This window comes from Streptomyces sp. NPDC093097 (genome assembly GCF_044754325.1).
Lineage (GTDB): Bacteria > Actinomycetota > Actinomycetes > Streptomycetales > Streptomycetaceae > Streptomyces.
Genome location: NZ_JBIVOW010000006.1, coordinates 255,079 through 280,754, shown reverse-complemented (window position 1 = coordinate 280,754; position 25,676 = coordinate 255,079). Strand labels below are relative to the sequence as shown.

Below are 25,676 nucleotides of genomic sequence, written 5' to 3'. Positions count from 1 at the left end.
CGAAATGCGGACATAGCCCGACCAAGCTACCCAAGGCCGGGGGTCGGGGAACCTTCGAAGCGGCCGTTCCGGCGGTGGGTGGAGGCCGGTGGCGGGCGAAGGCCGGCCGGTCGAACCGCGCGCCCGGGGGCCGGGGTGCCGCCCGGCCCCCGATCCGGCACAGGACCGTCCCCGACCCCGGCCCGTCACACGACTGTCCAAAGAGGTCGGGCTGACTGTTACACAACGTATGGATCGTCGTTATGGACCATCCGTAGCGTGCTCACCCGTACCGTATCCGCAGGGCGGCCGCCGGCCGCCCCCGTCGAGGAGTACCCATGCGTGCTCAGCGCCGCTCCGTGATCCGTACCGCCACCGTCGCCGCCGGTGCGCTGGCCGCCCTGCTGCTCCCCTCGGGCGCCGCGTTCGCCGCCGACTCCATGGCCCCGACGGAGAGCCGGGCGTCGATCATGCTTCCGGACGACGGGCTGGCCGGGCTCGCGGAGAAGGCCGGGCACCTGCCGAAGGCGGGCCTCCTGGGCGGCGTGGCCGCGCTGGGCGCGGTGAGCGTGGGCGTCGCGGTGCAGCGCCGGCGCCACGAGCCGTCGGACCGGTCCCGCTAACCGGGCCCCGCACGCACGCCGGCCCGTACGCGCAGCGTCCCCGCGCCGGCCCGCACGCGCATCGGCCCGCGCGCACACCGTCCCCGCGCCGGCCCGCGCGTCCGAACACCGGCCCACGCGCCCGCACGCCCGCGTGCCGACCGCGCTCCCCTCCCGCACGCCTGCCGCCGCCGGCGTCCCGGGGCAGCATCACGCCCGAGGACGGCACCGCACCCGGGACGACGCCACTCCCCCGGGTGGCGGCCACGCACGCTCCCTAGCCTCCCGCCGCCAGCCGTTGCACCTGTGCGTACCCCGGGACCTCCCCGTGTGCCGCGGCGTCCCCGGGCCTCGCCTCGTCGCCCGTGCGGATCGCCTCCGCCGCCGCGCAGGCCGCCCCCAGGGCCGTACGGAACAGGAGCGAGCCGGTGCTGATGCGGCGCACGCCCAGGTCGGCCAGCCGGTGGACGGTGTGGCGGCCCGGCGCGAAGAGGACGTTCAGGGGCGCGGGGATGCCGTCGACGAGCGCGGCGATGTCCGCGTCGGCGGTGACGCCGGGGACGAAGATGCCGTCGGCGCCGGCGGCCAGGTAGGTCTCGGCCCGGGCCAGGGTCCGCGACAGGGGCGGTGGGGTGTCCACCAACCAGTGGGTGTCGATCCGGGCGTTGACGAAGAGGTCCGGGGCACGTTCCTTCACCGCGGCGATCAACTCGGCCTGGCGGGCGGGGTCTTGCAGCCCTCCACCACCGGGGAGTCCGTCCTCCAGGTTGATCCCGGCGGCGCCATGGGACATCAACTGGACGGCCAGAGCGGCGACTTGGGCGGGTCCGCCGCCGTATCCGCCCTCGATGTCGACGGTGTACGGGCAGGGCAGCCGGCCGGCGAGGCGGCGCGCCAGGGCGAGCGTGGCGGCCCGGACCTCGGGGCGGCCCAGGCCGTCCGGGTGGCCGAGGGCGGCCGCGATGCCCAGGCTGGTGGTGCCGATCGCCGGGTGTCCGGCGGCGGCGAGGGCGGCGGCCGAGGCGCTGTCCCAAGCGTTGGGGAGCAGCAGCGGGCGGCCGGGGGCGTGGTGCAGGGCGCGGAAGGCGGCGGAGTGCGAGGCGGGCTCCGTGGTGCGCGCGGGGGAGGCTTGGCTGGTCATGGGGGCACCGTAGGACGGCGACGTATCGGTGGTGGCCGAAGTGTTGCCGCGGACAATGGACGTATGACGTCGCCGAAGGGGACACCGGACAGGGCGGCGGGAGCCGGGCCGTCCGCGCCACCGGCCCCCGTCTCCGCACCCGACTACAGCCATGAGCTGGCCCGGCTGGCCGCGCTGCTGGCGGACCGCACCCGGGCCGCGTTCTGCCTGGCGCTGCTCGACGGACGGGCCTGGACCGCCGGCGAGTTGGCCGCCTGCGCGGGGGTGGCGCCGTCCACCGCCAGCGAGCATCTGTCCCGGCTGACCGAGGGCGGGCTGCTCGTCGAGCGGCGGCAGGGCCGGCACCGCTACGTCCAGCTCGCCGGACCGCGCGTGGCCGAGCTGCTGGAGTCGGTGACCGCGCACCTCGACGCGCCGCCGGTGCCGCCGCGCGGGCTGCGGGCGGCCAACGCCTCGGCGGCGCTGGCCCGCGGCCGGACCTGCTACGACCATCTGGCCGGCCGGCTCGGCGTCGCCCTCACCGACGCCATGACCGCGCGCGGACTGCTGGACCAGGACGGCGGTTTCGCGCTCACCGTCACCGGGCGGGCGTGGTTCGCCGACGCCCTCGGGGTGCCGTCCGACGCGCTGTGCGGCGGCCGCCGCCCGCCGGCCCGGGGCTGCCTGGACTGGACCGAGCGCCGTCAGCACCTCGCCGGCGCGGCCGGCGCCCGGCTCTGCGAACGGCTGCTGGAGCAGCACTGGATCCGCCGGATCGGGACCGGGCGGGCGGTCCGCCTCACCCCGGAGGGCACGGACGCACTGCGGGAGCTGCTGGGGATCGACGGGGCGGCGGCGGGGCTGGCGTAACGGGCCACGAACCGCCCCCGGGCGCGGCCTGTTCCCCTGCCGCAATCCGCCCTCGTGACGTGGCCCGTTCCCGGCCCCCGGCCCCCGTAGGAGCCTCAGCAGCGGCCGCCGCCCCCGGGGCCGCCCACCCGCGCGTAGAGCGTGATCTGCGCACCCCGCACCCGCACGCTCCGGCACACCACGAACGCCGAGCGCAGCGTGGCCCGTTTGGCGAGTTCCCGGTCGTTGTCGTCCAGGGGCTGTCCGGCCGGGTCGCCGGCGACCACGATGCGGCGGCTGGCCAGCATCCGGTCGCGGATCTCGTCGCCGGTGCGTTCCGTCCCGTAGAGGGTGTGGGACGCCACCGGGCTCCGGTCCTGGGCGAGGTCGTGCAGTCCGCGGAAGTCGTGCGGCCGGGTCGCCCGCCATATCCGGCGGCGGGACGGCGCGAAGAGCAGCCCGTCGCCGGGGTCGGACAGCTGCCGGACGGCCTGGGCGACCGCGGTGACGTCGTCGACCCGGCTGTCCGGGCTGCGCAGATGGACGTCCACGGGCAGCAGCGCGAGCAGTACCAGCGCCGCCCCCGCCAGCCGCCGCAGCCGCCGCCGGCCGGTCTGGCCGTCCTCGCCGGCCGGCCGCAGCAGCCGGGCCAGCGCGGCGCCGGCGACCAGCGCGAATCCGGCGACGTAGTAGAGGACGTAGCGGTCCACGTAGGCGGGCTCGACGTGCGAGACGAGCAGGAGGAGGAGCGTGGGCAGGAGCAGCAGCGGGACGCCGAGGGTGCGCAGGCCGATCGGGCCGCGGGGGCGGATCGGGACGCGGGCGCCGAGGACGCCGAGGACGGCGAGCACCGCGAAGGTCAGGAGCTGGAGCGGGTCCGGCCACAGGAGCCAGCTGATCTGGGCCGACTGGCGGGCGCTGAAGACGGCGAGCGGGGTGAGCAGCGCGAGGACGGTGCCGGCGGCGAGCATCCAGGACCGCCGCACCTGGCGGGGCAGCCGGGCCAGGACGACGGCGGCGCCGTGCGCGGGCAGCGCCAGCGACGCGAACTCGTGCAGCAGGCAGGCGAGCAGCATCAGCGCGGTGTAGCCGAGCCACGGCGCGCGGCGCGGCCGTCGGCGCGGCGGCCCCGTGGTGGCGCCGTCGTGCCCCGGCGCCGTCGCGGGGATCGGGGGCTCCCCTGCTTGAGCTGAGCCGAGAGCCGGGGGAAGGCCGGACGGCGGGCGGGCCCCCGGCACCAGTGGGTGCGACGCATGGACCGCCGATACCACTGGGTGCGACGCGTGGACCGCCGACACCAGCAGGTACGACGCCCAGACGACCAGCGCGCAGACCGTGGCGTAGGAGCGGCCCTCCTGCGCGTACTGCTGGACGACCGGGATCAGCGCGAAGGTCAGCCCCGCGCACAGCCCGGCGCGGGGTCCGGCCAGGCGCTGCCCCAGCAGGGCCACGCCGGCCGCGGCGGCCGTCATGGCCGCGACGGACGGCAGCCGCAGGCCGATCACCACGCCGAGGGTGTCGCCGAGCGTGGCGTCGTAGACGGCGAACCAGCCGTGCATCAGCGCGTAGTAGAGGCCGTGCACGACGTCGATGTGCAGGAGGGTCGCCCACAGGTCGGACAGGCTGCGGTGCGCCATGTCGTAGGTGACCGCCTCGTCCCGCCAGACGGCGTCCCGGCGGCGGATGCCCCACGCCCCCAGGAACAGCATCAGCACCGTGGGCACCAGCACCACCGCGCTTCGCACCGTCCATACGGGGCGGGCGGCAGCGAAGGCGACGGCCCGCCCTGTCCCCCACCGCCCCAGAGCGAGGGCCAGAGCCAGCGGCACCAGGACGGCCGTGCGCCGTGGCGAGACGCGCAGGGCGTGAACGAGGCGTAGGCGTGTGCGGGCGGGCGCCGCCCGAGCCTTCTGGACCGTATTGATGACGGACTCCGGTTCGTCGTGGGGGCCGTCAGGACCCTAGCCGCCGAACGCTCCAGCGGTGACCAGGCGGGTGGGGGCGATGAGGCACACAGCACAGAGAGCACGCGCAACAGCGCACTGCCCCATTAGGTCACATGACCGATTTCTCGCCAGCCAGTGAGGTAACCGCCAATCTTCGTGAAGAGCACCTTCGCGACAAATCCACACACGCAAAACGAACTAAATGCACTACAAACCCCAAGAGGGGCTTAAATCGATAGGGCATATCCAGACATATCCCCCTAGAAGGGCCGCCTTTCACGCTCGGCACCCCTCTATATTCCGCATAGCATCCAGCAAGATCACGAAAGATATCGAGAGAGGTTTCACGTGAAGTCCCTCAAGTCCAAGTGGGCCGTCGCCGCTTCAGGTGTCATGGCCGTCGCCGCGTTTATTGGCTCGACTCCAGCGGCAAGTGCAGCCGAGAAGCCCACGAAGGTGCACTTCACCATCGACGGGGTCAACATTCGCGCGAAGCCCGACGTCCACGCGACCGTTGTAGGCGTCGGATACAAGAGCCACTCCGTCACCGGGTACTGCATGGACGCAATCGGAGATGCCAGCTTCATGAAAATAAAGGACCACACCACGGGCGTGAGTGGATGGGCTTACATACAGTACGTGGGGCCGCTGAGCGGCATCCCTTACTGCCGACTCTGATCCTGGCCCTCTCGGGCGGTTATCCAGCCGGTAAATGAACTGCGGCTCGGGTGCACATCTGTGCACCCGAGCCGCAGTCACAGTCACATCCTGGGACTCAGCTGATACGCGTCACCTTCGCGCCAAAGGACGGCTCAGCCAGATCGCTCTGCAGCGCCACCGGCACCTCGATCTCGCCGAGACCACTTCCCGCGGTCAGCACGCCGACTTCGGTCCCGGCCTTCGCCTCGTGCGGAACCGGCTTTCCGTTGCCGTTCAGTTTCAGCTGCACCGCCGCTCCGGGCCAGCCGATCACGGCCATGTCCTTGGTCGCGACGACCGGGGTCGTCCCGCCAAGCCCGTCGTCGACCTGCCCGACAACCTGCCCCTTCTTGACGACCTGCTGGGTCTCAAGTTGCTTGCCTGCCGCGAGAATGAGGTCTCGGCTGGCCCACATGGCAGTGTCGATCGGCGGATTCTTGTGCTGCCCGAAGACCGCGCCGATAATCAGCTGCGTCGTGTCGCCGACCTTCTTCTCGGCAGCGAAGAGCAGGTTGCCGCCCGCCTTGGTCGTGGAACCGGTCTTGATGCCGACCACGCCGTACAACGGCACGAGCTTGTTGAAGTTCTTCTGTTCCTTCGCCTCCGGGCTCAGCGGAGCGCCACCCGAAGCCGTCGTGGCGTGGTAACTCGGCATTCTCGCCATCGCCCGGAAGGTCGGGTCCGCCATGGCCTTCTTCGCCAGCTTCACCTGGTCCTCGGCCGTGCTGACCGTGGACTCTTTCAACCCACTCGCGTCGGTGTACGTGGTGTTCGTCATGCCGAGTTCCTTGGCGGTGTCGTTCATCTTCTTGATGAACGCCTCCTCGTCCCCCGCGTCCCAGCGGGCCAGCAGACGCGCCGCATTGTTCGCGGACGGCAGCATGACGGCTTCCAGGGCCTCCCGCTCGGAGATCTTCTGCCCCTTCTTCATCTCGACGACCGACTCGTTCTCCCGCTTGCCGTTGACGTAGTCGTCCTCGGCCTTCTGGTCCACGTCGATGGACGGGCCGTCTTCCCCCTTCTTCAGCGGGTGATCCTTGAGGATCAGGTAGGTGGTCATCACTTTGGCCACACTGCCGATGGGGAGCGGCTTCATCTCACCCTGCGACCCCATGCGGCCGAGCCCATCGATGTCCACCACTGCCTGTCCCTCACCGGGCCAGGGCAGCGACGGACTGGAGCCGCCGAACGAATGCTTCGCGTCCGCAGTGAGCGCAAGCTTGGGGTTCGGCAACGGTCGGACCGACTGGACGACCACGAAGATAATGCCGAGCAGCACCACGATCGGCGTCCAGACCTTGACCCGCCGGACGAGGGTGCGCATCGGCGTCTCGGGCGGCGGCGGGGTGTTGGTGAGCTTCGCCAGCAGGTCGAGCGGCGGCAGCGGTTCCTGCCGGGTCCGCTCGGCCTCGGCCTCGGCCTCCGCCGCGGACGCGCCGTCGGCGCCCCCGCCCGGCTTCGTGGCGTCGGCCTTCCGCTCGGAGGTCTCCGCGGCGGCCGCGGGCATCGCGCCCGCGGTTTTCCCGGCGGCCTTGTCCACGGCCTTGTCGGCAGCCTTGCCCGGGGCCTTCTCGGCAGACTTCTCGGCGGACTTCTCGGCGGACTTTTCCGCGTCCTTCCCGCCGGAGGCCGCGCCCGCTTCCTTCCCCTGGTCCTTCGCGGCGTCCTGGTCCGCGTCCGGGTCCGAGGTGCTGCCCGGCTTGCCGAGCGGGGTCTTGGGTGCGGTCTTGCCGATGGACCGCTCCGCCGAGCCGTTGTCCGACGACTTCAGCGCCACGAACTGACTGGTCCGCTCGGCGTCCCGCTCCCCGGCGCCGGCACGGCCCTTGCCCTTGGCCTCGCTGTCCTTGGCGTCGCCGCTCTTGGCGTCGTCGTCCTTGGAGGTGTCGGCCTTGGAGGCGTCGGCCTTCGCCGCACCGGTCGCCTTGCCGCCCTTGCCAGTTGACGTGTCGGCCGCCTTATCGGCGTCCTTGCCGAGCTTAAAGACGGTGGTCGACTGGTCGACCGGGCCTTCCTCGTCGCCCTTGCCGGACGCCGCCGACTTCCCGGCCTTCGCGACGGCAAACACCCGCGTCGCGTTGTCGACCGGGGACTCGTCCGCGCTCTCGTCCTTGCCCTTCTGTGCGCCGATCCTCTTCTTCACCCCGGCCGTCGAGAAGACGGCGGTCGCCTGATCGACGGCCTCCTCAGCAGGCTCGCCCTCCTCAGCCGACCCGGCCTTCTCGGCGGACTCGGCCTTCTCGCTCTTCTCGTCAGCCGCGGGCTTGTCGGCAGCCGCGGGCTTGCCGGCAGCCGCGGGCTTGTCGGCCGGCTCGGCCTTCCCGGAAGTCTCCGCCCCGTCCTTCTCCGCCAGTGCGGCCTTCGGTTCGGCGGTCGGTCCGGCCTTCTTCGCCGCTCCGTCCTTCACGCCCGCGGGCGCGGCGGCCCGCTGACGGCCTTCCTCGCCCTTGGCCTTGGATTCACCCTCAGCATCGCCCGACGCGCCCTTCTGGGCCGCCTCAGACGCCTTCACGGGCTCCTCCGCGGACGTCGCCCCGTCCGCCTCGCCGGAATCCGCCGCGCCGGACGTCTTACGGCCGGACGCCTCATCGCCGGAAGTCTTACCGTCCGACGCCCCGCCACCGGACGCCTTACGGCCGGAAGTCCCGGACTCCTCGGGCTCCTTGGCCCCCTCGGACGCCTTGGTGCCGCTCGTTCCGGAAGCCTTCGCCTCGGACGTCTCCGCGTCAGAAGCCTTCGCCTCGGACTCCTTCGCCTTGGACTCCTTGCCGGCCGACGGCTTCTCCGTCCCGGCCGCGGCACCGTCCCCGGAACCGCTCTCGGACCGCCCCGCGCCGCCCCGTTCCCCCCGCTCCTCGCGGAGGGGCGCCAGCCGCGGATCCCGTTCGGTGCGCGCCGTCTTCCCCGACGACTGCTCCTTGCCCGACTTCTTGTCCGACTTGTCGGGGGACTCGCCCGCCACCGATGTCTCCTTCACTACGTCGCACTGCCCTGCCTGGTGCCTGCTGGTGCCGAACGGAACCAGCGATCCCCAGTGTCCTGTGTCCGAGCGGCCGCTTCCCACCGCCACGCGAACCGGTTTCCGCCGCACCCCTCGTAAGGTGTCGCCGACGTGCTAGACGAGAACGACATACCTACCGGTTCCCTACCGAACCTCCCACGCACTCTCGACAGATGAATGTGAGAGGGGTCACCCTGTCATTCATCCACGCGGGGAGGCTTGGATGGGCAGGAGCCGCAGAACAATTCCGGAGGAGCTTCTGCTGCTGGCTTTGGACCCGGCCACGGGCACCACAGCACAGCCGCAGTCGCTCGACCTCGGCCTGGCAGGGGCCCAGCTAGTGGAGCTGGCTCTGGCAGGACGGATAGCCCCAGATGGGGATCGTATCGCCGTGGTGATGGCACGGCCGACAGGAGATCCGACTCTGGACTCCGCGCTCGAACTGCTGCGCCGTCGCGGCAGTCCGGTGCGCGCGGTCCACTGGATCGGCGGGCCCCGACTGGGGCTGCGCCAGACCTACCTCACGCATCTCGAACGGTGCGGCATGGTCCATGCCGTGGCGGGCCAGATGTGCGGGGTGCTGCCGACGACGCGCTACCAGGCGACGGAGACAGCGATCAGCCGGGAGATCAGGGCCCGGCTCGACAACGCGATCCGCACCGGCGTCCCACCGGACCCACGGACCGCGGCGCTCGCCGCGCTGGCCCATGCGGTCGGCCTCGGCAAGCACCTCTACCCGGGGAACGAGGGGCGGTCATCGCGCTCCCGTCTGCGGGACCTGATCCGGCACGACCCGATGGGCGGCCTGGTCGCGCACGCCGTCATGGACGTGCAGAACGGCGTCGCGGCGCAGCCGCGGCGGGGCCCGGGAGCGGGCGCCGGCCCGGCACCCCGGAAGCCGGCGGCCCATACGGCGGCGGACACGGCCGGTGCGCCGGGTCAGTCCCGACGGCACGCGCACGGCAGCATGGCCCGGGTCGGCGCCCGCTAACACCCGCCGCACGCACGAACACGCGACGCCCTCGGCGTCCACCCGGCGCGCAACGGCCGGGTACCGCCGCGCACCACCGCACCACCCCCGTCCCGGAGCGCCCGGGAATCGCAGTGAGCAGCGCGGGGTGGCGGACCGAGCCGTTCGGACGACGGCCGGGCCGCCGCCCCGCGCACGCGTGTGCGCCTGCTCGCCTTCTGTGGTCATTCGACTGCGCGGCGTCCATCCGAAGTGGCAGTCTGCTCCAGAGGAAATGACAGCAGTACGGAGCCGGAGGTGCACGTACCGTGGCGTCCAACGTCAACCCCACCGTCAGGCGGCGCCGATTGGGCCAGGAGCTGCGCCGGCTCCGGGAGGACAAGGGCATGACGGCGGAGCAGGTGGCCGAGCGGCTGCTGGTCTCCCAGTCGAAGATCAGTCGGCTGGAGAACGGCCGCCGCAGCATCAGCCAGCGCGATGTCCGCGATCTGTGCGGGGTCTACGAGGTCGCCGACCACCGGATAGTGGATTCGCTGATGCAGATGGCCAAGGATTCGCGCCAGCAAGGCTGGTGGCACGCCTTCGGCGATATTCCGTACAGCGTCTACATCGGTCTGGAGACCGAGGCGGCGTCGCTGCGGACGTACGAGTCCCTGCTGGTTCCGGGGCTGCTCCAGACGCCCGGGTACGCCGAGGCGGTGATCCCCGGCACGATCCCGGAGCTGGCGTCGGAGGATCTGGACAAGCGCATCCAGGTGCGGTTGCGGCGACAGCAGCGGGTCAACGACCCCGATCGTCCGCTGCGGCTGTGGGTCGTCCTGGACGAGAGCGCGCTGCGGCGGGTGGTCGGCAGCCACCTGATCATGCGCGAGCAGTTGGAGCACCTCGTCGAGGTGAGCAGGCTGCCGCATGTGATCGTGCAGGTGCTGCCGTACGACGCCGGTGCGCACGCCGGGATGTCCGGCACGTTCTCGATCCTGGAGTTCGAGGACGCGGCGGATTCCAGCGTGGTCTACATCGAGGGCGTCACCAGCGACCTCTACCTGGAGAAGACCAACGACGTGCACAAGTACACGATCATGTACGAGCACCTGCGGGCGCAGGCGTTGAGCGCGGAGACGAGCCGGGAGTTCATCGCGGAGGCGGCGAAGCGGCACGCGGATGCGCTGAGTTGAGGCGAGGGGAGCGTCGGGCGGCAGGGTGGCGGGGGGTGGCAGACGCCCCGCCACCGGGCGGAATGTTGAATTCCGTTGAAGCGGACCGCAAGGTACACCCCGGCCAGGACGCCTGAAAAGCGATCACGGAATCTGCCCTTCGGACGGGTGAACGGCCCTCTGCGGCCGGTGATGTTGGCGCGTAGCGTCGGTCTCACCGAATCCGCGGTAACTCAGAGTAAGGTGGAGTGAACATGGCCGTTCAGCCCAATTCCGCGTTCTCCTGGACCAAGTCCTCGTACTCCGGCGCCAACGCCTGCGTGGAGATCGCCGTTCCGACCACGGCGGCCATCGCGGTGCGTGACTCCAAGGACCCCGAGGGTCCGCGCCTCACGTTCGCCAACTCCTCCTGGAGCAGCTTCGTTGGGGACGTGGCCACGGCCACGTTCGACCTGTCCTGACCTGAGTCGTCACCGACACAGTCCGCGCGCCCCTCGCGCGGATACGAGCCCTCTCGACTGGATCGCCGTCCCGGCCGAGGGGGCTCGGCCGTGTCCGCCTCCGGCGGGACGCGGCGGGCCCCGGCCGCCCCTACCGCAACCGCAGCGGGGGCGGCCCGACCTCTTCCCGGCGGGCCCGGTTCTCCCGGATACTTGAACGCCCGCGCTGCATGCCCCGCGGGCGTGCGGTCCACCGGCGGACCTTCGGAGGGGTATGAACAGCCTCGACTGGGCCGTACTCATCGGCTACTTCGGCGTGATGGTGGGCATCGGGGTGTGGTCGCACCGCCGGGTGGAGGACGTCGGCGACTTCTTCACCGCCGGCGGCCGGATGCCGTGGTGGCTGTCCGGCATCTCGCACCACATGTCCGGCTACAGCGCGGTGATGTTCACCGGCTACGCGGGCATCGCCTACCAGTACGGCATCACCTCCTACGTCACCTGGGCCTTCCCCATCGCCGTCGGGATCGCGATCGGGGCCCGGCTGTTCGCCGGCCGGCTGAACCGGCTGCGGTCCCGGCTCGGGGTCGCCTCGCCGCTGGAGTACCTCAAGAGCCGCTACGACCTGCGCACCCAGCAGGCGCTCGCCTGGTCGGGCGTGCTGCTGAAGGTCGTGGACGTGGGCGCCAAGTGGGCCGCGATCGCCACCCTGCTGTCGGTCTTCACCGGGCTCCCGCTCGACCGGGGCATCCTCCTGACCGGAGTGATCACCGGGGTCTACTGCACGGTCGGCGGGCTGTGGGCGGACGCGCTGACCGAACTGGGGCAGTTCGTCATCCAGTTGCTGGCCGGGGTCGCGATGCTGGTGGCGGTGCTGGGCGAACTGGGCGGCGTCGGCGGGCTGGGGACGGTCTGGGACCGGCTGCCGCAGGGGCATGCCCATCCGACCGCCGGCCCGTACACCGTGACGTTCCTGCTCGCCTACCTCTTCATCAAGACCTTCGAGTACAGCGGCGGGATGTGGAACCAGGCGCAGCGCTACATGGCCACCGGCTCCGCCCGGGAGGCGCGGCGATCGGCACTGCTGTCGGCGGCGCTGTGGTTCGTCTGGCCGGCCGTCCTCTTCTTCCCTATGTGGGCGGCGCCGCTGCTGGTGACGGCCGGGAAGCCGGACGCCTCGGACGCGTACGCGCTGCTGGTCGAACGGCTGCTGCCGCACGGCCTGTTGGGGCTGGTCGTGGTCGGCTTCTTCTCGCACACGATGGCCATGTGCTCCTCCGACGCCAACGCGATCGCGGCGGTCTTCACCCGGGACATCGCGCCGGCGGTGTCGTCGCGGGCCCGGGGCTGGTCGCAGCGGGCCGGGCTGGTGGCGGCGCGGCTGTCGACGGTGTGCTTCCTGGCGCTGTCGATGGCGATCGCGACGCAGGTCGACTCGCCGGCGTTCAAGGACATCATCACCGTCGTGATCACCTGGGTGGGCGGGCTGGTCGGGCCGGTGTCCATCCCGTTCCTGCTGGGGACGGTGCCGGCGTTCCGCCGGTCGGGGCCGGTCGCGGCGCTGGTGTCCTGGGCGGCCGGCCTGTTCGCGTTCTGGCTGACGAACTACGGGCTGGACGGGGTGCGGTTGCAGATCCAGATCGCGGCGCCGGTGGCGACCTCGCTGGTGCTGTTCACCCTGCTCGGCCTGGTGCGTCCGGAGCGGAGCGCCGCACGGGACGCCCTCCTGGCACGGATCAACGCCCCCGACGGGGACGGGAGCGGGCCGGTCCGGGAGGCGGTGGTCTCGGGCGAGGGGTGAGGGGCGGCCGGTGTGCGGGCTCCGGTCAGGCGCGCGGGTAGCGGGCCAGCCAGCCGCCGGCGGAGCCGCCGGGGCCGTGGAGGGCGGGGCCCTGGGTCATCTCCATGGCGAAGTCGTCGGCCAGTTGGAGGATGGTGGCGCGGCCCTCCAGTTCGACCAGCCAGTCCGGGGGCAGCGCGGTCTCGCCGTGCAGGGCGCCCAGGAGGTTGCCGCAGAGGGAGCCGGTGGAGTCGCTGTCGCCGCCGTGGTTGACGGCGAGCAGCAGGCCGTGCCGGACGTCCTCGGCGACCAGGGCGCAGTACACGCCGATGGACAGGGCCTCCTCGGCGGTCCAGCCCTGGCCCAGCGACTCGACCCGGGCCGGCGTCGGCATGCCCTGCCGCACGGTGCCCAGCGCGCGCTTGAGGGCGTCGGTGGTCTCCTCGTGGTCGGGGCGGGTGGCGAGGTGGGCCAGCGCCTTCTGGACGGCGGTGTCGAGGTCCTCGCCGCGCGCCACCGCGTGGCAGATCACGGCGAACGCGCCGGCCGCGAGGTAGCCGGTGGGGTGGCCGTGGGTCTGCGCCGCGCATTCCACGGCGAGTTGGAAGACCAGTTGCGGCTCCCAGCCGACGAGCAGGCCGAACGGCGCGGAGCGCATCACCGCGCCGCAGCCCTTGGAGCCCGGGTTCTTGGGCGTCTCCAGGGTGCCCATCACGTCGTCGGCGAGGCCGCCCAGGCAGGCGCTGCCGGGGGCCCGCCGGGCGTAGAGCCACTCCTCGCGGGCGAGCCAGCCGTCGTCGTCCTTGCGCTCGTCGGGGCCCCAGTCGCGCTGGGTGGCGGCCCAGCGGAGGTAGGCGCGGTGGACGTCGGTGGGCGGGTGCCAGGCGCCCGTGTCCCGGCGGACCTGGGCGCGGATCAGGCCGTCCACGGTGAAGAGGGTCATCTGGGTGTCGTCGGTGACCGCACCGCGGCGCCCGTAGGCGGGCACCAGGCCGGTCACGCCCTCCTGGCCGTGCGCCGCGCGGATCGCCTCCAGCGAGTCGAACTCGATGCCCGCGCCGAGCGCGTCGCCGATGGCGCCGCCCAGCAGGCAGCCGCGCACCCGGCTGCGAAAGTCCTGCTGTTCGGCGCGGCCCCAGATGGGCGTGCTGCCTGCCGTTGCGCTCATGCCACTCCCCCGCTGACGGTCCTTTTGAGGGCGTGGGACGCCCCTGGCGCAGCACTGTAGCGACCGGGAAAGAGCGAAACCTGGCCGGGTTTGCATCGGATGCGCATCGTGAGGTGGCGGGCGGCGCGGCCCATCGCCGTCCGGACCGTCAGGCTCCGCATGCCCCTGCCCGCCGCGTGTCCGGCGGGCGAGCCGGTCCGGCAGTAGGGCTTACGGGCGGGGCGGCCGGGTCCTGTGAGGGGGCAGGGAGCCGGCTGGCGGGTTCCGTTCTCCCGGCCAGGCGTTCGATGATGCCCGTGCCGCCCGCTGGGCATGCTCTCCCCATGTCCGAGTACGAGTGGGACCGCACCACGATGGCAGTCGTCGCCTCGGCCCTGTCCGGGGACAGCGAGGGCGCGGTGGAACTCCTCCGGCCGCTCCCGCAGCGCGATGTGTGCCACGTCGCGGTACGGCTGGCCGCGATGGCCGCCGACGCGCTGATCGCCGCCGCTCAGGACGCCGGCGGCGACCGCGAGGAGGCGCTGTCGCAGTGGCAGCAGTGCATCCTCCAGCACGAGGCGGAGCACGGCGGGGGCTGACGGCGCGCGGCGGCCGGCGGCGCGCCCCGCCCGGCCGCCGCCCGCCCGGCGCGCCGCCGCTACTCGACCACCGGCAGCAGCTCCGGCAGATGGCCGTCCGACGCCAGCGCGGCGGCCTGGCGCTCCGCGGGGACGCGGCCGTAGGTCGTCGTCCGGGGGCGGGCCGGGCGGCCGGCCAGCTCGGCGATGCCGATCAGGTCCTTCAGGGAGCGGTAGGAGCCGTAACTCGACCCGGCCATCCGGGAGATGGTCTCCTCCATCAGCGTGCCGCCCAGGTCGTTGGCGCCGGAGCGGAGCATCTCCGCGGCGCCCTCGGTGCCCAGCTTCACCCAGCTGGTCTGGATGTTGGGGATGTGCGGGTGGAGCAGGATCCGGGCCATCGCCGTCACCGCGCGGTTGTCGCGGGTGGTGGGGCCGGGGCGGGCGATACCGGCGAGGTAGACGGGGGCGTTGGTGTGGATGAAGGGCAGCGTGACGAACTCGGTGAAGCCGCCGACGCCCTTGGACACCGCGGACTGCTGGATCTCGGCCAGCAGCCGGAGGTGGCCGAGCCAGTGGCGGGGCTGGTCCACATGGCCGTACATCATCGTCGACGAGGTGCGGATGCCCAGCTCGTGGGCGGTCTTGATGACCTCGACCCAGGTGGCGGTGGGGAGTTTGCCCTTGGTGAGGACCCAGCGGACCTCGTCGTCGAGGATCTCGGCGGCGGTGCCGGGGAGGGAGCCCAGACCGGCGGCCTTCGCCTCGCCCAGCCACTCCCGGATGGACATCCCGGTGCGCGTCGCCCCGTTGACCACCTCCATGGGCGAGAAGGCGTGCACATGCATGCCCGGGACCCGCTCCTTCACGGCGCGGGCGATGTCGAAGTAGGCCGTGCCGGGCAGGTCGGGGTGGATGCCGCCCTGCATGCAGACCTCCACCGCGCCCACGTCCCAGGCCTGTTGGGCGCGGTCGGCGACCTGGGAGAGGGAGAGGGTGTAGGCGTCGGCGTCGGTGCGGCGCTGCGCGAAGGCGCAGAAACGGCAGCCGGTGTAGCAGACGTTGGTGAAGTTGATGTTCCTGGTGACGATGTAGGTGACGGTGTCGCCGACCGTGGCGCGGCGCAGGTCGTCGGCGATCCGGCAGAGCGCGTCCAGGGCCGGGCCGTCGGCGTGCAGCAGGGCGAGCGCCTCGTCGTCGGTGAGCTTCGTGGGGTCGTCGGCGGCCTGGGAGAGGGCCTGCCGGACGTCGCCGTCGATGCGGGAGGGCGCCATACCGGGCGCGGCAGCCTCGCGCAGCGCCGCCCAGTCGCCGTAGACCTCGTCGAAGTCCTCCCGGCGGTCGGACGTCCGGCCCTCGGTGTCGATGGTGCGGTGCAGGTCCGTGCGCCCCGAGGCGACGAAGCCCTCGTCGGGCTCCTGCCAGGGGTGGCCCTCGACCACGGCGTCCTCCCGGGCCAGGCCGGTGGCCGGGTCGGCGAGGGCGGCGACGTGCGGCCGCAGCCTGGGGTCCAGCCAGGGCTCGCCGCGCCGGACGAACTCCGGGTAGACGGCGAGGCGTTCACGCAGGACGAAGCCCTCGGCCGCGGAGTGCTCGGCCAGCGCGTCGATCTGGGGCCAGGGGCGCTCGGGGTTGACGTGGTCGGGGGTGAGCGGGGAGACGCCGCCCCAGTCGTCGACGCCTGCCCGGATCAGCCGGCCGTACTCCTCGTCGACGAGGTTGGGCGGTGCCTGGAGGCAGGCGGACGGGCCCATGAGGTGCCGGGCGACGGCCACCGTGGCGACCAGCTCGTCCAGTTCGGCGTCGGGCATCCCGCGCATCGCGGTGTCCGGCTTGGCGCGGAAGTTCTGCAGGATCAGTTCCTGGATGCCGTGGTGGGCGCGGGAGATCCGGCGCAGCGCGAACAGCGACTCGGCACGCTCCTCGTAGGTCTCCCCGATGCCGATCAGCAGACCGCTGGTGAACGGGACGGAGCTGCGCCCGGCGTCCTCCAGGACGCGCAGCCGCACCGCGGGCTCCTTGTCCGGCGAGCCGTGGTGCGGGCCGCCGGGCTCGCTCCACAGGCGCTCGGCGGTGGTCTCCAGCATCATGCCCATCGACGGGGCGACGGGCTTGAGCCGCTGGAAGTCCGTCCAGGACATCACGCCCGGATTGAGGTGGGGCAGCAGCCCGGTCTCCTCCAGGATGCGGATGGCGATGGCGCGGACGTAGGCGATGGTGTCGTCGTACCCCTCGGCCTCCAGCCACTCGCGGGCCTCGGGCCAGCGCTCCTCGGGCTTGTCCCCGAGGGTGATCAGGGCTTCCTTGCAGCCGAGTTCGGCGCCGCGGCGGGCGATCGCCAGGACCTCGTCCGGGGACATGAACATCCCGTGGCCGGCCCGGCGGAGCTTGCCGGGGACGGTGGCGAAGGTGCAGTAGTGGCACTTGTCGCGGCACAGGCGCGTCAGGGGGATGAAGACACTCTTGGAGTACGTGATGACGCCGGGGCGGCCGGCGGCCTCCAGGCCGGCGTCGCGCACCCGGGCCGCGGAGGCGCACAGGTCCGTGAGGTCCTCGCCGCGCGCCTGGAGGAGCACCGCGGCCTCGGTCACGTCCAGCGCCACGCCGTCCCGGGCCCGCTTCAGGGCCCGGCGCATCGCGTTGGCAGTGGGCCGCGGGGCCGCCCCGCTCCGGGCGGCCCCGGTCGATGCCTGGTCAGATCCCTGGTGAGAGCCCTGGTCAGATCCCTGCGCGCTGGAAGTCATGCCCCGAGCATACGAGCGACCACCGACATCTCCGCCGTCGGAGCCGAACCGGCCGATGTGCTGCTGATCACGTCAAACGGAGGTTTCCTCCGCAGGGCTGGGCGCGGGTGGCCGCGCGCCGCCCGACGCCGCCGAACGGCGTTCCGTTCGGCACCGCCGCACGGCGTGGGACGGGGAACCCGTCACAGCGAACTCAGCAGTTCCTCGGAGTACGTCCGGGTCAGGAACTCCATGTTGTGGCCGTCGGGATCGTTCACGTACACGCCCCGGCCGCCGTCGTGGTGGTTGACCTCCTGCGGCTTGGTGTGGATCGGGTCGGCCCAGTACGGCAGGTCGCGCTGCTGTATGCGGCCCAGGATCCCGTCGAACTCCTCCTCCGACACCAGGAACGCGTAGTGGGTGGCGGTGAACTCCCCGCTGGCGGCGGCAATGTGCTCGGCGTAGTCGAGGGTCACCCCGTTGTCCATCTTGAGCGCGGCGAACGGGCCGTACGCCTTGGGTTCGGGCGCGTCCAGCAGCTCGGCGAGGAATCGGGCCGAGGCGAACCGGTCCCTGCTGTGCACGATCGTGTGGTCGAGGCGGGGCATGGCGTCTCCTTCGTCTCCGGGAGCGCGGCGGAACCCCCTTGGACGAGGCGTTCCGCTGCCTTCCCCACCGACGCTACGCCCGGACGCCACTGACTCGAATCGGTCTGCGGTACCGACCCTGGGGTGGACTCCGTACGCCGATGGTCCTAGGGCCGACAGGAGGCGGGGCTCACGCTGCATCGCCCCACTCGGCACGTCGGGCACCTCCGGCGCACCGGGCACACCCGGGTACGTCGCGGGCACGCTCGGGCCCCTCACAAGAACTGTGCGTAGTCGTCCAACGTCCGCAGTACCTCTGCCTCGTTGGCCGCCGGAAGCTGGAGGACCACCTCTGTCAGGCCCAGCTCCTGGTAGTGCGCCAGCTTCCCCGGGGTGGGCCGGACCGCGTACGGCACCACCTGCGGCGCGTCCGCGCGGCCGGCCTCCGCCCAGGCGCGCCGCAGGGCCGGGAGGGCCTCGGTGAGGCCGCGGCCGCCGACCGGCAGCCAGCCGTCCGCAGCGGCCGCGATCTGTGCGAAGAGCCCGGGGCCGGCCGCGCCGCCCAGCAGGATGCGCGGTGCGCCGCCGACCGGCTTGGGGTGGGCGAAGGAGGCGCGCACGGAGCCGAACCTGCCCTCGTACCCGGTCGGTTCGTCGGCCCACAGGGCGCGCATCAGCGCCAGATGGTCGCTGACCAGGGCGCGCCGGGTCGCCCATTCCACTCCGTGGTCGGCGGCCTCCTCCACGTTCCAGCCATGGCCGACGCCGAGGGTGAACCGGCCGCCGGAGAGGTGGTCCAGGGTCGCGATCTGCTTGGCGAGGCCGATCGGGTCGTGCTGGGCGACGAGGGTGATGCCGGTGCCCAGGCGGAGCCGTTCGGTGACCGCGGCGGCCTGGCCGAGGGCGACGAACGCGTCGAGGGTGCGGCCGTATGCGCGGGGCAGCGGCTCGCCCATGGGGGCCGGGGTGTCCCGGGAGACCGGGATATGGGTGTGCTCGGGCAGATACAGCCCGTCGAAGCCGCGCTGCTCCAACTCGTGCGCCAGCCGCACCGGCCGGATCGTCTCGTCTGTCAGGAAGATCGTGGTCGCGATCCGCATCCTGGGCTTACCTCCGCGTCGGGGTGGGGTGGTGGTCAGGCGGGTGGGGTGACCGCATGTTGCCTCACCGTCGGCGGGTTATCCACAGGGCTTTTCCGGCGTGTCACTCGCGCGTAGAACAGTTTTCACACGGCGCGATCGACCGACGAACGAGAACGACGAGCAGCGAGCGACGAACGGCGAACGGCGAACGGCGAGCGGCGAGCGGCGAACAGGACCAACGAGACGAGCACGACGAGCGGGGGCACAGATGGAGCGACGCGAGGTACTGAGGCTTTCGGCGGCCGCCGGCGCGGCGGGGGCCCTGACGCTGGGGCGGGTGAGCTTCGCCGAGGCCGCGCCGGCCGACGGGCAGGGCGGCGGCGGGCCGGCCGAGCAGACCCGCACGGTGCGCGGCCATCTGCCCGCCGGCGCACCGGACTTCGTCTACCTCCCGGTCGACGTCCCCCGCGGCGTCCGGGAGATCGCGGTCGCGTACCGCTACGACAGACCGCCCGCCCCCGAGGGCACCGCGGGGAACGCCTGCGACATCGGCATCTTCGACGAGCGCGGCACGGAGCTGGGCGGCGCCGGCTTCCGCGGCTGGTCGGGCGGGGCCCGGTCCACGTTCTTCCTGCGCGCCGACGACGCCACCCCGGGCTATCTGCCGGGTCCGATCAACGCCGGCACCTGGCACATCGCCCTCGGCCCGTACACGGTCGCCCCGCAGGGCCTGGACTACGAGGTCACGCTCACCCTCCGGCACGGCCCGCAAGGGAGGACCCCGGCGCCGGTCCACCCGCCGGAGCGGGCCCGGGGGCGCGGCCGCGCCTGGTACCGCGGGGACAGCCACCTGCACTCCGTGCACTCCGACGGCAAGCGCACCCCGGCCCAGATCGCGGCCCTGGCCAGGGCCGCCGGGCTGGACTTCCTCACCACCACCGAGCACAACACCACCTCCGGCCACCGCGCCTGGGACGGGCTGTGGGGTGCGGACCTGCTGATCCTGACCGGCGAGGAGGTGACCACCCGCAACGGCCACGTGGTCGCGATGGGCACCGACCCCGGCGTCTTCATCGACTGGCGCTACCGCGCGCGGGACAACGCCTTCGGCCGGTTCGCCCGCGCCATCCGCCGGGCCGGCGGCCTGGTCATCCCGGCGCATCCGCATGCCACCTGCGTCGGCTGCAACTGGAAGTTCGGGCTGAACGAGGCCGATGCGGTCGAGGTGTGGAACGGCCCGTACGGCCCCGACGACGAGATCACCCTCGCCGAGTGGGACAACACCCTGGCCGCCCATGTCCGGGGCGGCGGCGCCTGGTTGCCCGCCGTCGGGCACAGCGACGCCCATCGCGATCCGGACGTGGTCGGCCTGCCGCAGACCGTCGTCCTGGCCGACGACCTCTCGCGCCGCGCCCTTCAGGACGGCATCCGGGCGGGCCGGGTCTGGATCGCCGAGTCCGCCGCGCTGGACCTCTCGTTCACCGTCACCGGCCCGCGCGGCGAGCACGCCGGGATCGGCGAGCGCCTGGCCCTGCCCGGCACGGCCGCGGTCACCGCCTCCCTGACGGTCTCCGGCGCGCCCGGCTGCACGGTCTCCTTCGTCACCGACCAGGGCCCCAGGCACTCCGCCCCGCTGCCACCGTCCGGGGACGGCACGGTCACCTGGCCCACCACACCCGACAACGCCGCCTACATACGCGCCGAGGTCCGCCACCCGCCGTCGACGGCGGGTCTCCCGGGCCCGATGGCGGCAATGACGAACCCGATCTTCCTCGGGCGGTGGTGAGTCGGCGCTGCGCGCTGGGCTGCGGCAGGGGCGGGAGGTGGGGGCGGGGGGGGAAGCCCCCCGGGGGGGGACCGAACGGGGCACCGAAGCCCCCGCCCACCCCCTACTCCTCCACCACCAGCACCGGCGTGGCCCGCGTGAGCACCTCGCCGCGGAAGAAGGCGGGGCTGCGGCGCTGCATCAGCAGCATCAGGACGGCGCCGAGGAGGAGCAGGCCGACGCCGATGATGAAGACCGAGCCGATGCCGAAGACCGAACTGCCCGATCCGTAGGCCGGGTTCCACATGTCGATCAGGGTCTTGCAGAAGACCGCGGCCAGCAGGAGCCCGCCCAGCAGCGGGAAGACGCCCTTGAGGAAGAGGTCGCGGACGGAGCTGCGCAGTTCCCGGCGGAAGAACCAGGCGCAGGCGAAGGCGGTGATCGAGTAGTAGAAGCAGATCATGAGGCCCAGCGCGTAGATGGTGTCGATCAGCACGTTCTCGCTGAGGAAGCTCATCACGGCGTAGAAGACGCCGGTGGCGATGCCGGCGGCGACGGTGGCCCTGCCCGGGGAGCGGAAGCGCGGGTGGATCCGGGCGAAGGAGGCCGGCAGCGCCTCGTAGGTGCTCATCGCCAGCACGGTCCGGGCGACGGGGATGAAGGTGGTCTGGAGGCTGGCGGCGGCCGAGGCCAGGACCGCGACGAAGAGCAGTACGCCGAGCACGGTGCCCATGACGGGGTTGGCGAGGGCGGCGAAGACGTTGTCGGCGGTCTGCGGGTTGCCGAGCCCGAGGCCCTTGCCGCCGACGCCGGCGAACATCTGGGCGGCGACGGCGGTCAGCAGGTACGAGCCGATCAGCACGACCATGGCCAGCAGGGCGGCGCGGCCGGGCGTCTTCTCGCTGCCGGCGGTCTCCTCGTTCACCGTCAGGCAGGTGTCCCAGCCCCAGAACATGAAGATCGAGAGGGAGAGTCCGGCGGTGAAGGCGGAGAAGGACTTCACCGCGAAGGGGTCGAACCAGGTCCAGGAGAAGTGCAGCGAGCCGGCGAACTCCCCGGAGCCCGCCTTGACCACGGCCAGCGCCACGAAGACGGCGAGGACGGCGAGTTGGAGGCCGACGAGGGTGTACTGGACGCCCTTGGTCGCGGTCATCCCGCGGTAGCTGATGGCGGTGGCGACGGCGATGAAGGCCAGGCAGGTCAGGACGTGCACGGGCCGGTTGTGGTCCAGGGCCGCGACGGCGGGCGAGCCGGTGAGTTCGCCGAGCAGCAGGTAGAAGAACGAGGTGGCGACGCCGGCCAGGTTGGAGAGCACGATGATCGTGGCGATCACCAGGCCCCAGCCGCACATCCAGCCGACCCGCGGTCCGAACGCCTTGACGGTCCAGGTGAAAGAGGTCCCGCAGTCCGGAACGGCCTTGTTCAACTCGCGGTAGGCGAAGGCGACCAGCAGCATCGGCAGGAATCCGGCGAGGAAGACGGCGGGCATCTGCACGCCGACCTCGCCGACCGTGGGGCCGAGGGTCGAGGTGAGGCAGTAGACGGGCGCGACGGTGGAGACGCCGATGACCGCGCTGCCGAGCAGGCCGACGGAGTTGCCGCCGAGCCCCTTGCTCCGGGTGCCACCGAAGTCGCCGCGGGCGTCACTGCCGGGAGCGGTGGCTCTCGTTACCGTGCCTCCGGTCTGAGGCCGGGGATCAACCTGAACCATGAACAGGACGTTAAGTGCTGCTGTTTTCGTATCCGGAAGATCGCCCTCCGGGGCCCAAGACTTCGCTACGCAGGGGAAATTGGCACCCCAGTCACGCAATCCCAAGAGGAATCCGAATTGGACCTTGGACTTGATGGCTCCAGCGGAAACCTTCCAGATTGCGGGAACCGCAGCACTGTCCGCTTTGACCCGGTTCTAAAATTTCCCGTCCGAATTTCGGACGTCACCTTCCCGCCACCCGGGCGCCACCGGCCCGCAGCCGCCCCGCCGGCGGCAGGCGCCCGGCCGCTCACCCCGGCCAGACGATCGCCTGCAGCTCGCTGTACGCGTGCAGCGCGTGGGAGCCGGCGTCCCGCCCGACACCGCTGCGCTTGAAGCCGCCGAACGGCGCCTCCATGTTCCGCCCCACGGTGTTCACGCCGACCCCGCCGGCCCGCAGCCGCCCCGCCACCCGGAAGGCGCGGGCCACCTCGCCGGACCAGACGTAGTCCAGCAGCCCGTAGTCGCTGTCGTTGGCCAGCGCGATGCCCTCCTCCTCGTCGTCGAACGGGACCACCGTCACCACCGGCCCGAAGATCTCCTCACGGACCGCCCGCATGGCGGGGGTGCAGTCCGCGAAGAGCGTCGGCGCCACATAGAAGCCGCGCGCCAGGTCCGGCCGCTCGCCCCCGGTGACCAGCCGCGCCCCCTCCTCCACCGCCCGCGCGAGGTGCCCCTCGACGCGGTCCCGGTGCGCGGCGGAGATCACCGGCCCGACGACCGTGCCCGGCTCCCGCGGATCGCCGACGGTCAGGTGCCCCGCGTACCGGGCGAGCCCCGCCACCAGCCGGTCGTGGATCCCGCGCTGGGCCAGCACCCGGGTCGGCGCGGTGCAGATCTGGCCGCTGTAGAAGGAGAAGGTGGTGCCGATGCCCGCGACCGCGGACGCCAGGTCGGCGTCGTCGAAGACCAGCGCCGCGCCCTTGCCTCCCAGCTCCATCAGCTGCCGCTTCATCCCGCGGCCGCACTCCTGCCCGATCCGCTGCCCGACCGCGGTGGAGCCGGTGAAACTGACCATGTCCACGCCGTCCGCGGCCACCGCCGCCGCGCCGACCTCCGGCCGCGACCCGCTGACGACGTTGACCACCCCGGGCGGGACCCCGGCCTCCGCCAGCGCCTCGGCCATCCGGTACACCGACAGCGGGTCCTGCGGGGCCGGCTTGACCACCACCGTGTTGCCCATCGCCAGCGCCGGCGCGACCTTCCCCGCCGCGTTGGCCCACGGGTTGTTGTACGAGGTGATGCAGGTGACCACGCCCACCGGGCGGCGCACCGCGACCGCCCCGAAGACGCCCCCGCCCCCCATCGGACCCGCCTCGTTGATCTGCGGCGGCACCGCGGTCTCCACCGGCTCCAGGGCCCCGCGGGCGTACCGCGCGAAGCGGGCCGCGGCCACCCCGACCTGGAGGGCGCGCGCCGTCCCCGTCGTCGCGCCGCTCTCCGCCTGCGCCAGCTCCGCGTACCGGGCGGACTCCCGGCGGATCACCCGCGCCGCCCGGGAAAGGATGCCCGCGCGCTCCTCGGGCGCGGTCCGCGACCAGCCGTCGAAGGCGTCCCGGGCCGCGTCCACCGCCGCCTCGACCTGCGCCCGGCTCGCCTCCGGGGCGTATCCGACGACCTCCTCGGACGCCGGGTCGACCACGGCGTAGTGCCCGCCGTCCGGTTCCACCCACGCCCCGCCGACGAACAGCCGCTGCACCGGCGGCCGTTCGCCCGCCCGCTCCCTGCCGCCCGTGCTCATCGGGTGCTCACCGTCCTCGTGTCCCGCCCCGAGCGCAGTACGGTCCCGGGCACCGCGCCGGTCACCACGTCGTCCCGGATCGTCTCCACCCCGTTGACCCGTACGCTGACCACGCCGATCGCCGCGGAGTCCAGCCGCGGGCTGTCCCCCGGCAGGTCGTGCACCAGCGTCGCGGGGCCCGCGTCGATCCGCTCGGGGTCGAAGAGCACCAGGTCGGCGTGGTGGCCCTCGGCGATCCGTCCCCGGTCGCGCAGCCCGAACAGCTGCGCCGGGTCGTCCGTCAGCATCCGCACCGCCTGCTCCAGCCCGACCAGCTTCCGGCCGCGCAGGCAGTCGCCGAGGAAGCGGGTGGTGTACGGGGCGCCGCACATCCGGTCCAGGTGCGCGCCGGCGTCCGAGCCGCCCAGCAGGACGTCCTCGTGCTGCCAGGTCTGCTGCCGCAGGGCCCAGCTGTCGGGGTCGTTGTCGGTCGGCATCGGCCAGAGCACGGTGCGCAGTCCGTCGTCGGCGCAGATCTCGACCAGGCAGCCGAAGGGGTCCGTTCCGCGTTCGGCGGCGATGTCGCGCACCACCCGCCCGGTCAGCCCCTCGTTGGCCGCCGTGTAGGTGTCCCCGATCACGTACCGCGCGAAGTCGGTCAGCCGCCGGAAGACGCCGGCCTCCTTGCTGTGGGCGCGGCGCAGCATCTCGGTGCGGACGTCGGCGTCGCGCAGCCGGGCGATCCGCTCGGGCACCGGCAGGCCCAGGACCTCGCCCCAGCCCGGGATGAGGTTGAGGGCGCAGAAGGTGCCCAGCGACATGTTCATCGGAGTGAGGATCGGCATGGTGAGCGCCACGATGCGGCCGCCGGCCGCGCGGGCCCGTTCGCTGGCGGCGAGCTGCCGGGGCACCCGGTCGGGGACGGCGGCGTCGATGGTCAGCACGTTCCAGTTGAGCGGGCGGCCGGCCGCCGCGGACATCCTCACCAGCAGGTCGATCTCGTCGTCGGCGAACCGGTCCAGGCAGCCGGCGACGATCGCCTCGATCTGGGTGCCCTCGTGGTCGGCGACCGCGCGGGAGAGCGCGAGGAGTTCCTGGGGGCGGGCGTGCCGGGAGGCGACCGGCCGGCCGTCCCCGTCGGAGTGGGTGGACGACTGGGTGGTGGACAGTCCCCACGCCCCGGCGTCCATCGCGTCGTGGAACAGCCGCAGCATGGCGTCCAGTTGGGCGTCGTCGGGCTGCCCGCCGATCGCGTCCGGGCCCATGACGTGGCGGCGCAGTGCGCAGTGCCCCACCATGAAGCCCGCGTTGACCGCGATCCGCCCCTCCAGGGCGTCCAGGTACTCCCCGAACGTGTGCCAGTTCCAGGGCGCGCCCCGCTCCAGCGCGACCAGCGACATCCCCTCGACCCGGCTCATCATCCGGCGGGTGTAGTCGGCGTCCTCGGGCCGGTCGGGGTGGAGCGGGGCGAGGGTGAAACCGCAGTTGCCGCCGGCGACGGTGGTGACGCCGTGGTTGAGGGACGGGGTGGCGTAGGGGTCCCAGAACAGCTGGGCGTCGTAGTGGGTGTGCGGGTCGACGAACCCGGGGGCGAGGACCAGTCCCCGCGCGTCCTCGCTCGTCCGGGCCGCCTCGGTGACGGTGCCGGGTCCGGCGATCACCGCGATCCGCCCGTCCCGGATGCCGACGTCGGCCGGATAGGCCGGCGCGCCCGTGCCGTCCACGACGGTCGCGGACTGGATGAGGTGGTCGAGCATGGCGTGCGTCCTTTCTCGGGTGCCGGG

Annotated in this window: 19 protein-coding genes; 9 read left to right on the top strand and 10 right to left on the bottom strand. The window is 72.7% G+C overall.

Features of this window, described 5'->3' with window-relative positions; translation table 11 throughout:
* Positions 1 to 317: 317 nt before the first annotated feature.
* The gene (locus ACIQE0_RS13530) at positions 318 to 602 is read left to right on the top strand and encodes a hypothetical protein (protein WP_366329909.1); all 285 of its coding nucleotides are present in this window, start codon (positions 318 to 320) and stop codon (positions 600 to 602) included.
* Between the two features lie 256 nt (positions 603 to 858).
* On the opposite strand, the gene ACIQE0_RS13525 is transcribed toward ACIQE0_RS13530, so the two are convergent.
* Positions 859 to 1,722 carry an isocitrate lyase/phosphoenolpyruvate mutase family protein gene (locus tag ACIQE0_RS13525; RefSeq protein ID WP_402331302.1) on the bottom strand — a complete coding sequence of 288 codons (864 nt, stop codon included), beginning with the start codon at positions 1,720 to 1,722 and terminating at the stop codon, positions 859 to 861.
* A 63-nt stretch (positions 1,723 to 1,785) separates the two neighbouring features.
* Between ACIQE0_RS13525 and ACIQE0_RS13520 the strand changes: the two genes are divergently transcribed.
* Positions 1,786 to 2,571: an ArsR/SmtB family transcription factor gene (locus ACIQE0_RS13520; RefSeq protein ID WP_402331300.1), complete on the top strand. Its 786-nt coding sequence runs from the start codon at positions 1,786 to 1,788 to the stop codon at positions 2,569 to 2,571.
* 95 nt (positions 2,572 to 2,666) lie between these two features.
* On the opposite strand, the gene ACIQE0_RS13515 is transcribed toward ACIQE0_RS13520, so the two are convergent.
* Complete coding sequence (locus ACIQE0_RS13515; RefSeq protein ID WP_402331566.1) at positions 2,667 to 4,259, bottom strand: hypothetical protein; 1,593 nt, start codon at positions 4,257 to 4,259, stop codon at positions 2,667 to 2,669.
* Between the two features lie 585 nt (positions 4,260 to 4,844).
* Here ACIQE0_RS13515 and ACIQE0_RS13510 point away from each other — a divergent pair.
* Positions 4,845 to 5,174 (top strand): hypothetical protein, encoded by a 330-nt coding sequence (locus ACIQE0_RS13510; protein WP_366329906.1) that lies wholly within the window; start codon positions 4,845 to 4,847, stop codon positions 5,172 to 5,174.
* A 97-nt stretch (positions 5,175 to 5,271) separates the two neighbouring features.
* Here the strand turns inward: ACIQE0_RS13510 and ACIQE0_RS13505 are convergent, their stop codons facing one another.
* On the bottom strand, positions 5,272 to 7,707 hold the full coding sequence (locus ACIQE0_RS13505) for a D-alanyl-D-alanine carboxypeptidase (RefSeq protein ID WP_402331298.1): 2,436 nt from the start codon (positions 7,705 to 7,707) through the stop codon (positions 5,272 to 5,274).
* Positions 7,708 to 8,419: 712 nt separating this feature from the next.
* Between ACIQE0_RS13505 and ACIQE0_RS13500 the strand changes: the two genes are divergently transcribed.
* The 4 genes from ACIQE0_RS13500 to ACIQE0_RS13485 all read left to right on the top strand — a co-directional run bounded on the left by ACIQE0_RS13500 (position 8,420) and on the right by ACIQE0_RS13485 (position 12,561).
* Positions 8,420 to 9,187, top strand: a complete 768-nt coding sequence (locus tag ACIQE0_RS13500; protein WP_366329904.1) for a GPP34 family phosphoprotein — start codon at positions 8,420 to 8,422, stop codon at positions 9,185 to 9,187.
* A gap of 287 nt (positions 9,188 to 9,474) precedes the next feature.
* Positions 9,475 to 10,341 carry a helix-turn-helix transcriptional regulator gene (locus ACIQE0_RS13495; RefSeq protein ID WP_366329903.1) on the top strand — a complete coding sequence of 289 codons (867 nt, stop codon included), beginning with the start codon at positions 9,475 to 9,477 and terminating at the stop codon, positions 10,339 to 10,341.
* Between the two features lie 233 nt (positions 10,342 to 10,574).
* On the top strand, positions 10,575 to 10,781 hold the full coding sequence (locus tag ACIQE0_RS13490; protein WP_366329902.1) for a DUF397 domain-containing protein: 207 nt from the start codon (positions 10,575 to 10,577) through the stop codon (positions 10,779 to 10,781).
* Between the two features lie 253 nt (positions 10,782 to 11,034).
* Positions 11,035 to 12,561, top strand: a complete 1,527-nt coding sequence (locus ACIQE0_RS13485; RefSeq protein ID WP_402331296.1) for a sodium:solute symporter family protein — start codon at positions 11,035 to 11,037, stop codon at positions 12,559 to 12,561.
* A 25-nt stretch (positions 12,562 to 12,586) separates the two neighbouring features.
* Here the strand turns inward: ACIQE0_RS13485 and ACIQE0_RS13480 are convergent, their stop codons facing one another.
* Complete coding sequence (locus tag ACIQE0_RS13480) at positions 12,587 to 13,708, bottom strand: ADP-ribosylglycohydrolase family protein (protein WP_402331294.1); 1,122 nt, start codon at positions 13,706 to 13,708, stop codon at positions 12,587 to 12,589.
* 323 nt (positions 13,709 to 14,031) lie between these two features.
* On the opposite strand from ACIQE0_RS13480, the gene ACIQE0_RS13475 reads away from it, so the two are divergent.
* Positions 14,032 to 14,286, top strand: a complete 255-nt coding sequence (locus ACIQE0_RS13475; protein ID WP_366329899.1) for a hypothetical protein — start codon at positions 14,032 to 14,034, stop codon at positions 14,284 to 14,286.
* A 59-nt stretch (positions 14,287 to 14,345) separates the two neighbouring features.
* Here ACIQE0_RS13475 and ACIQE0_RS13470 read toward each other — a convergent pair whose 3' ends face one another.
* The 3 genes from ACIQE0_RS13470 to ACIQE0_RS13460 form a co-directional block, all read right to left on the bottom strand.
* Positions 14,346 to 17,009 carry a bifunctional FO biosynthesis protein CofGH gene (locus tag ACIQE0_RS13470; RefSeq protein ID WP_366329898.1) on the bottom strand — a complete coding sequence of 888 codons (2,664 nt, stop codon included), beginning with the start codon at positions 17,007 to 17,009 and terminating at the stop codon, positions 14,346 to 14,348.
* 182 nt (positions 17,010 to 17,191) lie between these two features.
* Positions 17,192 to 17,596, bottom strand: coding sequence for a VOC family protein (locus ACIQE0_RS13465; protein ID WP_366329897.1), 405 nt, complete (start codon positions 17,594 to 17,596; stop codon positions 17,192 to 17,194).
* Positions 17,597 to 17,850: 254 nt separating this feature from the next.
* A complete protein-coding gene (locus ACIQE0_RS13460) occupies positions 17,851 to 18,675 on the bottom strand; it encodes a TIGR03619 family F420-dependent LLM class oxidoreductase (RefSeq protein ID WP_402331291.1) in 825 nt (274 codons plus the stop codon).
* A 250-nt stretch (positions 18,676 to 18,925) separates the two neighbouring features.
* Here ACIQE0_RS13460 and ACIQE0_RS13455 point away from each other — a divergent pair, with 250 nt between their 5' ends.
* Positions 18,926 to 20,443, top strand: coding sequence for a CehA/McbA family metallohydrolase (locus ACIQE0_RS13455; RefSeq protein WP_402331289.1), 1,518 nt, complete (start codon positions 18,926 to 18,928; stop codon positions 20,441 to 20,443).
* Between the two features lie 103 nt (positions 20,444 to 20,546).
* Here ACIQE0_RS13455 and ACIQE0_RS13450 read toward each other — a convergent pair whose 3' ends face one another.
* The 3 genes from ACIQE0_RS13450 to ACIQE0_RS13440 form a co-directional block, all read right to left on the bottom strand.
* Positions 20,547 to 22,133, bottom strand: a complete 1,587-nt coding sequence (locus tag ACIQE0_RS13450; protein ID WP_366329895.1) for an APC family permease — start codon at positions 22,131 to 22,133, stop codon at positions 20,547 to 20,549.
* Between the two features lie 289 nt (positions 22,134 to 22,422).
* Entirely contained in the window at positions 22,423 to 23,913 is a 1,491-nt protein-coding gene (locus ACIQE0_RS13445) for an aldehyde dehydrogenase family protein (RefSeq protein WP_402331287.1), read from the bottom strand.
* Positions 23,910 to 25,649, bottom strand: a complete 1,740-nt coding sequence (locus tag ACIQE0_RS13440; RefSeq protein WP_366329893.1) for a D-aminoacylase — start codon at positions 25,647 to 25,649, stop codon at positions 23,910 to 23,912. Before ACIQE0_RS13440 ends, ACIQE0_RS13445 begins: the two co-directional genes overlap by 4 nt.
* Positions 25,650 to 25,676 lie beyond the last annotated feature (27 nt).